The sequence below is a fragment of the Streptomyces sp. NPDC085946 genome (genome assembly GCF_044540485.1).
GTDB lineage: Bacteria > Actinomycetota > Actinomycetes > Streptomycetales > Streptomycetaceae > Streptomyces.
This window is the reverse complement of sequence record NZ_JBITSF010000017.1, coordinates 168900-180829: the sequence shown is the minus strand read 5'-3', so window position 1 is coordinate 180829 and position 11930 is coordinate 168900. Positions and strand designations below refer to the sequence as shown.

The window sequence follows — 11930 nt, the reverse complement described above, 5'->3', positions numbered from 1 at the left end:
CGGCGCCCTCGAAGGCCGACACGACGGCGGGCGGCGCGCCCGCCGTGCCCTCCGGGTCGGGGTCCGGGGTCCGGGACGGGGACGCCGAGGCCCCCGAGGCACCCTCAACATCCCTGGCGGGGAGGCGAGTTCGTCCGGCGCGCGGAGCGGCCCCGCGCCCGCCCGGGGGGGGGGGGGGGGGGGGGGGGGGGGGGGGGGGGGGGGGGGGGGGGGGCCCCCGGCCGGGGGGGGGGGGGGGGGGGGGGGGGGCCCCCCCCCGCGCCGGGCGGGCGGTGTGCCGGTCAGACGAGCTTCGCGCTCAGCGTGATCGGGACGGCCTTCAGGGCCTGGCTGACCGGGCAGTTGACCTTGGCGTCCTCGGCGGCCGCGACGAAGGCCGCCTCGTCCATGCCGGGCACGCTGCCCTCGACGGTGATGTGGATGCCGGTGATGCCCTCACCCGGCTGGAACGTGACGTCCGCGGAGGTCGTCAGCTTGGCCGGCGGGTTGCCGGCCTTGTCGAGGATGTTGGAGAAGGCCATGGAGAAGCAGCTGGAGTGCGCGGCGGCGATCAGCTCCTCCGGGCTGGTCCTGCCGTTCGCCTCCTCGGTGCGCGCCACCCAGGTCACCGGCTGCTCGGCGAGGACGCCGGAGGAGTCGAAGGTGACGACGCCGCTGCCCTTGAACAGGCTGCCTTCCCAAACGGTGTGTGCGGAGCGCGTGGCTGCCATGACGCATCCTTTCGGATTCCGGCTGTATGTGATCATGCGGTCATCAGGGCTCCCGGTACCCGGGGTCCCGCCCCCATCCGATCACACTCCGGCGCACCGCACGCGCAAGACCGGCCCTTCGCCCCCCGGCTCCCGCCCCTCAGGCGGTCCGCTGCCGGCGGCCCGCCATCACCGCGTACACGAGCACGCCCGCGAAGAGGAACAGCACGCCCTGGTAGACCGCCGCGTAGCCGGCGCCCGCGACGAGCCACAGGGAGAAGGCGGCGGCGACGGCCGTGACCACGGCGTCCCGCACCAGGCGCCCGCGGTCGACCAGGTCGCCCCGGCCTGCCACGAGGTGGCGGATCCGGGCCGCGGTGGCCAGCAGGTACGGCACGGTCGCGGTGAAGGTGGTGACGAGGACCAGCACGTCGAAGACCTTCGCCGTGCCCGCCGCGTAGTTGTAGACCGTCAGCAGCGAGGCGAGGACGACGGTGACGCCGACACCGACCGTGGGCACCCCGCGCCGCTTGCGGGCGAACGCCGCCGGGAACAGCCCGTCGCGGGCCGCGGCGTACGGGGTCTGGGCGCTCAGCAGGGTCCAGCCGTTGAGGCAGCCGGTGATCGACACCAGCGCGGCGAGCGCGACGGCCCAGCCGCCCCAGGTGCCGCCGAACATGATGTCGACCGCGTCCGAGAACGGCGCGGAGGACTCCGCCAGGCGGTCCTGGCCGACGGTGCCGAAGACGGACAGGGTGCCCAGCAGGTAGACCAGTGCGGCGCCCGCGGTGCCGATGACGGTGGCGCGGCCGACGTTGCGCCGCGGGTCGTCGACCTCCCCGGCGCTGACCGCGGCGGACTCCACACCGAGGTACGAGAAGAGCAACAGGGCCGCGGACGCGGACACCGCGCCGGCCACGCTGCCGTCCCCGGCGTGGAACGGGCCGAGCTTGCCGGCGTCGAAGAAGAACAGTCCACCGACGGCGACGAGCAGCAGCGGCGCGAACTTCAGCACCGTGGAGACGAGCTGGACCGCGCCCACGTACCGGGTGCCGGCGAAGTTGGCCAGCGCGGGCAGCCACTGGATGACGAGCGCGGCCAGGCAGGCGGTCCAGCGGTGGCCCTCGACGGGGATCAGCACGTCGAGGTAGCCGACGGCGGCGACGGCGAGCGCCGCGTTCGACACCCAGGTGGTGATCCAGTACGCCCAGGCGGCGAGGAACCCGGCGAAGTCGCCGAAGGCCTCGCGGGCGTAGACGTACGGGCCGCCGGTGCGCGGGTCGCGCTGCGCGAGCCGGCCGAAGACCAGCGCGAGGGCGACGGCGCCGACGGTGAGGACGCCGAACGCGAGCAGGCTGACCGTGCCGTAGGGGGCCACGGAGGCCGGGAGCAGGAAGATGCCGCCGCCGATGATGTTGCCCATGACCAGGGCGGTCGCGACGGGCAGGCCGAAGCGGCGGGTGTGCCGGCCGGTACCGGCGGACGGGTCCCCGGCGGGGGCGGGCGTGGGTGCCGCGCTCTCCTGCGGGGCCGGAGCCGACGGGGGGACGGTCCCGGTGACGTGCATGGGGTGGTGCGCCTCTCTTCGAACTGGTGCCCGGGATCGCCGGGACGGCGCCCATGGTCGGACATGACCCGACCCACCACCAAATCACGCGCTTTTGTCCTGTACGACCCCGTCCGGCACCGGAAAAGGTGCGCTGTCGGCCACGGACGGCCGGGAAACGTCCACCGGCACCTCCGGGCCGTTCGACTCCTCCAGCCAGCGGCGCAGTATGTCGTGGACCCGCTCGGCGCCGGCCGGTTCCCCCCCCTCGCCGGCCGGTGCGGACAGGGCGAGGGGCGACAGCAGGAAGGGGCGGCCCTGGGCGCCGCCGAGCCCGCCGTGCGAGCCGATCTGCTCCTCGAAGGAGAGCACCTCGCCGTCGGCGGGATCGTGGAAGGAGTTGACCATGATGTCGGCGGTGTGCGGGAAGGAGTGCGTGCGGCGCACGGCCTCGACGGCGCCCGGGCCGAACGGCGCGAGCGGGCCGGGGTCGTCGTCGAGGTCGTCCAGCGGGATCTCCGCGCCGTACGCGCCGAGGACGACACCGCCGTGCCGCTCGCTGCGCACCAGCAGGAAGCCGATGCCGGGGTGGTTGGCGAGCGTCGGCAGCAGCGCGGGGTGGCGCGCGTCGATCTCCTCCTTGGTCATCCGGTGCGGCACGTCCGGGAAGGAGACCAGGCCGAGGTTGCCGGAGGCCAGCACGACGGGTTCCGAGCGGCGGGCCGGGCGGTACGGGTCGCCGGACTCTTCCTCGGGGATGCGCAGGGCGGCACGGACGGCCGCGCGGGCCTCGGCACCGCTGCGGGTGCGCTCCGCCCGGCGCGGCACGGGCAGCCCGCAGCCGGCCCGCACCAGATCGGCCAGGGTCAGGCCGTAGCGGGCGCGGAAGGTCTCGCCGGGGCTCTGGCCGTGGTCGGACAGCACCACGATCCGGTACGGGCGCGGCGCGTGCTCGGCGACCTGCTCGATCAGGGCGAGGGCGCGGTCCAGGCGCCGGAGGACCTTCTCGGCGTCGCGGCTCCCCGGCCCGGAGTGGTGCGCCACCTCGTCGTAGGCCACCAGGTCGGCGTAGACCGCGGTGCGTCCGGCGAGCATGTCGCCCATCACCGCGGCGACGACGACGTCCCGTTCGACGACGGTCGCGAAGGCCCGGATCAGCGGGTACAGGCCGCCGCGGGAGACGCGCGGGCGCTGCTTGCGCAGCCGGGCCCGGGTGGACTGGCCGATCTCCCGGCCCACCTCGGCGACGAAGGACAGGGCGGTGCGCACGGCGTTGGCCGGGTCGGAGAAGTAGGCGAAGTAGCCCGCGCGGGAGCGGTTCTCGCGGCTGCGGCGGCGGGTGGCGATGGAGAGCACCAGGGCCTGTTCCCCGGCGCCGCCGCTGAACAGGTTGCCGCGGCTGGCGCCGTCGACGGCGAGCAGGCCGTCGTGCCCGGCGTACTGCGCGGCGCGGCGCTGGAGTACGGCGGCGCTGGTCGGGCGGTTGCAGACCATCACCTCCCGGGTGTCCTTCTCGTACCACCGGAAGGCGGGGACGTCGTGGTTGCTGCCGTGCAGGATGCCGAGCTGGCTGGCGCCGGTCTGGCTGGACCAGTCGGTGCGCCAGGGCGTGAGCCGGTGGGTGGGGCGGTGCCCGGCGCCCGCGCCGAGCCAGCGGGCGACGGTGGGCATCAGGCCCCGGGCGGCGGCGTCCGCGAGGACGTCGTGGCCCACGCCGTCGAGTTGCAGGAAGACCGTGCCGGGGGCGGCGGGGCAGGGCGGTCCGGACCGGCGGCGGCGCCGGTCGGCCAGCCGGTAGAGCCGGCGCCGGTAGGCGTCGTCGTCGCGCACCGCGAGGGCGGCGCCGGTGGCGGAGGCGACCGCGGACATCACGGCGGCCACCACCACCGCGGTCTCCGGGGCGACGGCGCCCCGCTCGGCCGGGTTGAGCCAGAGCGCGACCAGCAGCAGCGCCCCGTTGAGGAAGAACACCAGCAGGCCGAGGACGAGCGCCGGGACGAGCAGCAGGAGCCGCACGAGCAGCGGCCACACCACGGCGGACAGCACCCCGAAGGCCCCCGCGCCGAACGCGGCCGTGACGCCGATGTCGGTGGCGCTGTCGCCGTCGGCGTCACGGAGACGGAAGTCCGGCAGGATGCCGGCGAGCACCAGCAGGGTGAGGGTGGAGACCGCCCACACCGCGACGCTCCGCCCCGTCTGACTGGCGATCCGCCGCCATCGCTCGCCCCGCACGCCCCGCACACCTCACGTCCCGGCCCGTCCTCGGTACGGACCCCGCCTACCCTGACACAACGACCGGTACGGCCCCTTCGTCCCCGGCTCCCCCGCCGCCTCCCCACGCCGGGGCACGAGCGCACGCCGGCCGGACGGAAGCCGGCCGCGGGCTGCGGGAGCCGCGCGGCCCATGGACGCGGGCCGTGCGCCGGCCGGCGGTGGGCCGTGTGCGGGCCGGCCGCGGTCCCACCGCGCTAACGGCCGTCGTACCCCGCCGTCGGCATCGACAGCCGCCGGTGCACGCACGCCTTCATCGCCGCGTCGTACGACGGCTCCGCGTGGCCCACGGTCTCCACCCGCACGCCGCGCCGCGCGCACTCCGCGGTGAACTCCTCCACGGAGGACAGCGCGCTCTCCAGTACCCGGCGGCTGGGGGCCACGAACACGTCGCGTCCGGGCCTGACCCCCTCCCACAGCGCGTCGTGGTCGGGCCGCAGTCCGCGGACCAGCAGTTCCCGGGTGACGACGTAGCCGTGCTCGGCGGCCCAGCGGGCGCACATCGCGTGCTGGCTGCGGGAGTCCACCAGGAAGGGATCGGCGTCCAGTTCCTCCAGCGGCGTCAGACTCGCGATCGCCGTCACCCGCACCGGCCCCATGGCGCCCCCTCACCTCCGGTTTTCGTCGCCGACCCTACTCCTGCCCGTAGGCTTCGGGGAGTCGCGCGAAGGAGGCGAAGAGGTGCCGGTGGAGATCACCTGGTGGGGTCACGCGACGTGTGCGGTGCACGATTCGAACGTGCGCGTGCTCACCGATCCGCTGTTCGCGCGCCGGCTCGCGCATCTGCGCCGCCGGCGCGGGGCGCTGCCCCCGCCCGAGGCCCGGCGCGCGGACGTCGCGCTGGTGTCGCACCTGCACGCCGACCACCTGCACGTGCCGTCGCTGGCGCGGCTCGCGGCGGGCACGCGCCTGCTCGTGCCCCGGGGCGCACGGCGTGCGGTACCGGCGCTGCGCCGGCTCACGCACCTGCGGATCGACGAGGTCGCGCCCGGCGACCAGGCCCGGATCGGCGACCTGGTGGTCCGGGCGGTGCCGGCGCGGCACGACGGGCGGCGGCTGCCGTTCGGACCGCACCGCTGCCCCGCCCTCGGCTACGTCCTGGAGGGCGAGGCCCGCACCTACTTCGCCGGGGACACCGGCCTGTTCGACGACATGGCCAAGGAGACCGGCCCGGTCGACGTGGCGCTGCTGCCGGTGGGCGGCTGGGGGCCGTACCTCGGGGAGGGCCACCTGGACGCGGGCCGGGCGGCCGAGGCGCTGGCCCGGCTGGCGCCGCGCAGCGCGGTGCCGGTGCACTACGGCACGTACTGGCCGATCGGCATGGACGCCGTGCGCCCCCACGAGTTCCACACGCCGGGCGACGAGTTCGTGCGGCTGGCGGCGCGGCACGCGCCCGGGGTGGCGGTGCACCGGCTGGGGCACGGGGAGAGCGTGCGCCTGGAGGCCGCCCGGTGATGTGGCCCATGGCCGGGGCGGCGCCGGCCGGTGGGGCGGAGCCGCTGTCCTCCGTCGGGACGGTGGCCGCCGCGATACCCACGCTCATGACACCGGAGTCGACGCAGCAGGCGATCGGCTATCCGTCGCTGTTCCTGTTGGTGCTGATCGGCGCGCTGGTGCCGGTGGTGCCGACCGGGGCGATCGTCAGTTCGGCGGCGGTGGTCGCCGTGCACCGGACGGCGCCGTTCTCGCTGGCGCTGGTGTTCGTGACGGCGTCGCTGGCCGCGTTCCTCGGGGACATGGCGCTGTACTGGCTGGGGCGGCGCGGGATGACGTCGAAGAACGGCTCGCGCTGGCTGGAGGCGCTGCGGGCGCGGGCGCCCGAGGACCGGCTGGCGCAGGCGCAGGGGAAGCTGGCGGACCACGGGGTCGCGGTCCTCGTGCTGTCGCGGCTGGTGCCGGCGGGCCGCATCCCGGTGATGCTGGCCTGCCTGATGGCGAAGTGGCCGATGCGGCGTTTCGCCCGCGGCAACCTGCCGGCCTGCCTGGCGTGGGCGGTGACGTACCAGCTGATCGGGATCCTCGGCGGCTCGCTGTTCCCCGAGCCGTGGGAGGGCGTGGTCGCGGCGGTCGCCCTGACCGTGCTGGTCAGCGTGGCCCCGAGCGTGTGGCGGCGGCTGCGCAGGGCGGTCGCCCGGTAGGGGGCGCGGGGTGGCCGGCGGAAGGGCGCGGGGCGGCGGGCCGAGGGTTCGAGGGGTGACCGGCGGACGGCTGCGGGGCGGCGGGCCGAGGGTTTGGGGGGGGACCGGCGGACAGTTGCCGGGCGGCCGGCTCAGGACGTGCTCCTGTCCAGCGGGCCGAGCGCGGCGCGAGCAGGGCGCCCGGCCGCCCCGGCGCGGGTGCGGGCGGCGGCCCGGGCTCCCGGCGTCGGGGTGTCTCCGGCCGGTCAGGCCAGCACGCGCGAACCCCCCACCGGCAGGTCCCACAGGTCCTGCCGGGGCAGGCCGGCCTTCTCCCAGGCGGTCCGGACCCGGGTGAGGGGCTCCATCACCGGCTCCGCGGAGAGGACGAACGTGGCCCAGTGCATGGGCGCCATGCGCCGCGCGCCGAGGTCCTGGGTGGCCCGCACCGCCTCCTCGGGGTCGCAGTGGACGTCGCTGAGCCACCAGCGCGGGTCGTAGGCGCCGATGGGCATCAGGGCCAGGTCGATGCCCGGGTAGCGCTGCCCGATGCGGGAGAACCAGTGGCCGTACCCGGTGTCGCCCGCGAAGTAGAGGCGCCGCCCGTCGGGGTCCGTGAGCACCCAGCCGCCCCACAGGGTGCGGCAGGTGTCGACGAGGCTGCGCTTGGACCAGTGGTGGGCCGGGACGAAGTCGAAGCGGACGCCGTCCAGTTCCGCCGCCTCCCACCAGTCCAGCTCCGTGATGCGGGTGAACTGGCGGCGGCGGAACCAGCGGCCGAGGCCGGCCGGCACGAACACCGGGGTGTCGCGCGGCAGCCGGCGCAGCGTCGGGGCGTCCAGGTGGTCGTAGTGGTTGTGGCTGATGACGACGGCGTCGACGCGGGGCAGGCTCTCCCACGGGACGCCCACGGGGGTGATCCGGGCCGGGGTGCCGAGGATGCGGCGGGACCAGACCGGGTCGGTGAGGACCGTGAGCCCGCCGATCCGCACGACCCAACTGGCGTGCCCCGCCCAGGAGACGGCGAGCGTGCGCGCGTCCACGCGGGGCAGCGGCTCGGGCGCGAAGGGCAGCCGGGGGATGTCGGCCAGGCCCTCCTTGTCGGGGCGGACGGCACCCTCGCGGGCGAAGCGGGCGAGGGCCTTCAGGCCGGGCAGCGGGGCGGTCAGCCGGTCGTGGAACGTCCGCGGCCACGTACGGGACTCGCCGAGCGGACGCGGGGCCGCGGGCGGCGGGAAGGGGGGCGCGAGGGGTGACGCGTCCGGTGGGACGTCGGCCTCCCGGATGGTGGTGCTGGTCGTGGTCGACTCGGACTGCTGCGTCATCGAGGAGGCTCCCATCGCCGAGCGTCGTCGCGGAGATCGTCGAAGGCCGACTTCACGTGGTTCAACGCGCGTTGCACGTGCGGCAGTTCCAGGGGCGCGGGCGCGGTGAGGCAGGCCGCGCGTTCCTCCTGCGAGCCGCCCAGCAGGGGGCCGGTGGACAGGCGGACGCGCGGGGCCGCGAGCTCGTCGCCGAAGCGGTGGCCGCCCGGCGCGGGCATGCCGAGCCGGGCGGTGAGGAAGTCCTCCAGTTCCTGGGCGTCGCCGACACCGTGCGCGGCCAGCGCGGGGCGCAGCTCGGTGAGGTCGGCGTACACGTGGCGGCCGGCCTGCGGGGGCCGGGCGACGGCGCCCGCGCCGACGACGGCGGCGTGCACGGCGGCGGCCACGCGCGCGTGCAGGCGGACGGCGGCGGCCACGCGCGCGGTGACCGGCGCCGGCTCGGACAGGGCGTATCCGGCCGCGGCGGCGACGGGTGCGGCGACGCGGGCGCCGAGCGCGGTGAGGACGTCGAGCACGCGCGCGTGGAGGTCGTCGCCGGCGGCGGCCGGGGGGAAGCGGGCGACGGCGGCGGGCCAGCCGGCCGGGAGCAGGGCACCGGCCAGGTCGGTGACGACGGTGACGTGCTCGGGCAGCATCTCGGCGGGGCTGAGCAGCACCGTGCCGCGCGGGTCGTGCAGCGTGTCGCGCCAGGTCTCGTCGCTGACCAGGTGCAGGCCCTCGCCGGTGGCGGCCTCGACGGTCTCGTGCAGCAGTTCGGGCGGGGCGACGGTGGCGGTGGGGTCGTCGGCGACGGACAGCACCAGCAGGCGCGGGTCGCCGCCCTCGGCACGGACCCGGCGCACGGTCTCCAGGAGGGCGTACGGGTCGGGCACCCCGCCGTTCTCGGCCGGGGTGGGCACGTGGAAGACGGGTCTGCCGAGCAGGCGGGCGTACGGCGCCCACCAGGCGGCGCAGGGTCTCGGGACGAGGACGTCGCCGCCGAGCGCGGCGGTCAGGGCGACCAGCAGGGCGGGGGCGCCGGGTCCGGCGGCCACGCGCTCGGGACGGCAGGCCAGGCCACGCCGGTCCCAGTAGCCGCAGGCCGCCTCCCGCAGGGCGGGGCCGCCGCCGACGGGTTCGGTCCCGGGCGTGGTGGAGGCGGCGGCGAGCACGGCGGACAGCTCGGGCAGCACGGGCAGCCCGTCCTCGGGGAGCGGCGGGCCGAAACGGACGGGGCCGTGCCCTTCGGGGTCCGTCCGCCGCATGCGTACCTCCGCGCTGTCCTGGTGCCGTGCCCTGGCGCCCGCCCTCGGCCCGTGCCCGTGTGCCGTCCGCGGCCGGACGGTGCCGCTCGTGCCCTGCACCGTCGAGTACCCACGGGAACGCCGTGCCATGGCCGCGCCGCCGGGTTGTGACGATCACAGCGTGCGCCGGGCGGGGCGGGGAAGGGTCAGCCGCGGCCGCCGGTGTCCCGGTGGCGCAGGCGGTGCGCCGCGGCGACGACGGCGGCCGCGATCAGCAGCGTGCCGGCGGCCAGGGCGGGTGCGGAGTCGGTGAAGGAACCACCGCCGCCCGCCCGGACCCCGCGCTGCACCGTCGCGCCGCCACAGCCGGGTGCGTACCGGTCGGCGCAGGGGCGGGCGGAGGCGGCCGGCCCGGCGCAGCGCGGGGTGCGGGCGTCGGGGCAGGCGGGGGCCGCGCCGTCGGCGGCGGTGCCGGGGACCTCGGCGGTGCCGGAGTCCTCGGCGGCCGTGCCCGGAACCTCGGCGGATCCCAGGCCCTCGGCGGAACCCAGGCTTTCGGCGGCCGTGCCCGGAACCTCGGCGGATCCCAGGCTTTCGGTGGCCGTGCCCGGAACCTCGGCGGATCCCAGGCTTTCGGTGGCCGTCGCCGGGTCCTCGGCTGCTTCCAGGAGGGCCTCGGCTTCCAGGGCCTCGGCTTCCAGGGCGTCGGTTTCCAGGGTGTCGGCTGCGGTTGCCGGGGTCTCGGCGGCGCCGGAGCCCTCGGCTGCCGCGCCCGGCTCCTCCGCGGTGCCGGAGCCGCCGGCGGCCGTGTCCGGAACCTCGGCGGGCCCCAGGCCCTCGGCGGCGGTCGCCGGGTCGTCGGCGGACTGCGGGTCCTCCGCGGAGGTCGCCGGGGCGTCGGCGAGGGCCGAGCCTCCGGCGGCGTCCTTTGAGAGTTGCCGGGTCCTGGTGGCCGTTTCCGCGTCCTCCGCGGACCTCAGGCCCCCGGCGTCCGCCTCCGGGCCCGCGCCCGAGCCCGAGCCCTCTGCCGGGGCCCGGCCCGCCGCGTCGGCGGCCGGGCGCGTCCTCCCGGCCCTCTCGGAGACGGCCCTCTCAGAGACGGCCCTCTCGGAGGCAGCCCTGCCGGAGGCGACCCTCTCGGAGGCAGCCTTACCGGAGACGGCCCTCTCGGAGGCGACCCTCTCGGAAGCAGCCCTGCCAGAGGCGACCCTCTCGGAAGCAGCCCTGCCAGAGGCGGTCACCTCGGAGGCGGCCCCGCCGGCCGCGGTCACGTCGGCCGCGGTCACGCCGGCCGCGGCCGGCGTCGCGGTCCCCGGCTTGCCGTCGTCCGCGGACCCCGGCGGGCAGGTGCCGTGCGGCGTGCCGCCGGCCGGGCGGCAGGCCACCTCCACGGTGACGTTGCCGCCCGGTGCGAGGGTGCTCCGGCCGGCCTCGGCGGCCGGCTCGGCGGCGACGGCCGGCACGAAGACCCCCCAGGCGGTTCCCGCCAGCAGGGCGGCGGACAGGGCTTGGGCGGTGCGGCGCATGGGACGGGCTCCTTCGAGCGACGGCTGCTGTACAGCCATCAGAGCCCGCCCGTCACCCGTCCCGCGCGCGGCCGGACCCCATTGGCGGGACGAGGGACACCCGAGCGGGTGACGTGGGGCGCGTCGCCCGGGCGGTCCGCCGCGATCACGTGCCGCGGCGCCCCCGGGACCATCCGGGACGCCCCGAGCGGTACGCGGGCGCCCCCGGCCACCCGGAAGCACCCCGGGACCGCCCCAGGGGCACCCCGGGGCCGGCCCCGGGAAGCGCCGGCCCGGCTCAGTCCCGCTCCGCGTCCCGCAGCACCTGCTCGCGCACCTGCCCGCAGCAGCGGCTGATCAGCCGGGACACGTGCATCTGGGAGATCCCCAGCTCCTCGGCGATGCTGCTCTGCGTCATGTCGCCGAAGAAGCGCATGTACAGGATGGCCCGCTCCCGCTCCGGCAGGGCCGCCAGCTGCGGCTTGACCGCCTCGCGGTCGACCACCGTGTCGAGCGCGGGGTCCGGCGACCCGAGGGCGTCGCCGAGGGAGTGGCCTTCCTCGCTGCCGGGCGGCTCCGCGTCCAGGGACAGCGCCGTGAAGCTCTCCAGCGCCTCCAGCCCGGCCCGGACGTCCTCCTCGCTCAGGTGGGCGTGCTCGGCGATCTCGGCGACGGTGGGGCGGCGGCCGGAGACCGTCCGGGACAGGTCCTGGCAGGCGAGGCGGACGCGGTTGCGCAGGTCCTGGACGCGGCGCGGCACGTGCAGGGTCCACATGTGGTCGCGGAAGTGACGCTTGATCTCGCCCGTGATGGTGGGCACGGCGTAGCTCTCGAAGGCGTGGCCGCGCGCGGGGTCGTAGCGGTCGACGGCCTTGACGAGGCCGAGGGCGGCGACCTGCCGCAGGTCCTCGTGGCTCTCGCCGCGGTTGCGGAAGCGCCCGGCGAGCCGGTCGGCCATGGGCAGCCATGCCTCCACGAGCGCGTCGCGCAGCGCGTCGCGCTCGGGGCCGGGCGGGAGGGTGACGAGCCTGCCGAACGCGTCGGCGGTGTCGGGGGCGTCGTCGTGCGGGTGGTGCCTCGTGCTGAGTCGGGTCGGCATGATGCGTCGCAACTCCCCGGAAGGTGCTCTGTGTTGGACGGACGGTCTCCGTGACGGCGCACCCGGGTGTCGGGACAGGTGCGTTCCGGCGGCCCGGCGGCCGCTCCCACGGACGTGCCTCCTGTCCGAAGCACTGGGGGTGCGCCTGCCCCTGG

At 76.8% G+C, this 11930-nt stretch carries 10 protein-coding genes; 2 read left to right on the top strand and 8 right to left on the bottom strand.

The genetic code is table 11. The features are described from left to right. Positions 1–281: 281 nt before the first annotated feature. From ACIF8T_RS29145 to ACIF8T_RS29130, 4 genes are all read right to left on the bottom strand, one after another. Positions 282–710, bottom strand: a complete 429-nt coding sequence (locus tag ACIF8T_RS29145) for an OsmC family peroxiredoxin (protein ID WP_400039085.1) — start codon at positions 708–710, stop codon at positions 282–284. Between the two features lie 139 nt (positions 711–849). Further along, the gene (locus ACIF8T_RS29140; RefSeq protein WP_400039084.1) at positions 850–2256 is read right to left on the bottom strand and encodes an amino acid permease; all 1407 of its coding nucleotides are present in this window, start codon (positions 2254–2256) and stop codon (positions 850–852) included. Between the two features lie 84 nt (positions 2257–2340). Continuing rightward, positions 2341–4467, bottom strand: a complete 2127-nt coding sequence (locus ACIF8T_RS29135) for a phage holin family protein (RefSeq protein ID WP_400039083.1) — start codon at positions 4465–4467, stop codon at positions 2341–2343. 236 nt (positions 4468–4703) lie between these two features. Then, the gene (locus tag ACIF8T_RS29130) at positions 4704–5105 is read right to left on the bottom strand and encodes a hypothetical protein (protein ID WP_400039082.1); all 402 of its coding nucleotides are present in this window, start codon (positions 5103–5105) and stop codon (positions 4704–4706) included. Positions 5106–5187: 82 nt separating this feature from the next. On the opposite strand from ACIF8T_RS29130, the gene ACIF8T_RS29125 reads away from it, so the two are divergent. Further along, a complete protein-coding gene (locus tag ACIF8T_RS29125) occupies positions 5188–5961 on the top strand; it encodes an MBL fold metallo-hydrolase (protein WP_400039081.1) in 774 nt (257 codons plus the stop codon). A gap of 86 nt (positions 5962–6047) precedes the next feature. After that, positions 6048–6644, top strand: a complete 597-nt coding sequence (locus ACIF8T_RS29120) for a DedA family protein (RefSeq protein WP_400039095.1) — start codon at positions 6048–6050, stop codon at positions 6642–6644. 245 nt (positions 6645–6889) lie between these two features. On the opposite strand, the gene ACIF8T_RS29115 is transcribed toward ACIF8T_RS29120, so the two are convergent. The 4 genes from ACIF8T_RS29115 to ACIF8T_RS29100 form a co-directional block, all read right to left on the bottom strand. Next, positions 6890–7948 carry an MBL fold metallo-hydrolase gene (locus ACIF8T_RS29115; protein ID WP_400039080.1) on the bottom strand — a complete coding sequence of 353 codons (1059 nt, stop codon included), beginning with the start codon at positions 7946–7948 and terminating at the stop codon, positions 6890–6892. Continuing rightward, positions 7945–9192: an aminotransferase class I/II-fold pyridoxal phosphate-dependent enzyme gene (locus ACIF8T_RS29110; protein WP_400039079.1), complete on the bottom strand. Its 1248-nt coding sequence runs from the start codon at positions 9190–9192 to the stop codon at positions 7945–7947. The genes ACIF8T_RS29115 and ACIF8T_RS29110 overlap by 4 nt, the downstream gene beginning before the upstream one ends. A 185-nt stretch (positions 9193–9377) precedes the next feature. Next, on the bottom strand, positions 9378–10697 hold the full coding sequence (locus ACIF8T_RS29105) for a hypothetical protein (protein ID WP_400039078.1): 1320 nt from the start codon (positions 10695–10697) through the stop codon (positions 9378–9380). Between the two features lie 277 nt (positions 10698–10974). After that, positions 10975–11775: an RNA polymerase sigma factor SigF gene (locus ACIF8T_RS29100; protein WP_400039077.1), complete on the bottom strand. Its 801-nt coding sequence runs from the start codon at positions 11773–11775 to the stop codon at positions 10975–10977. Positions 11776–11930 lie beyond the last annotated feature (155 nt).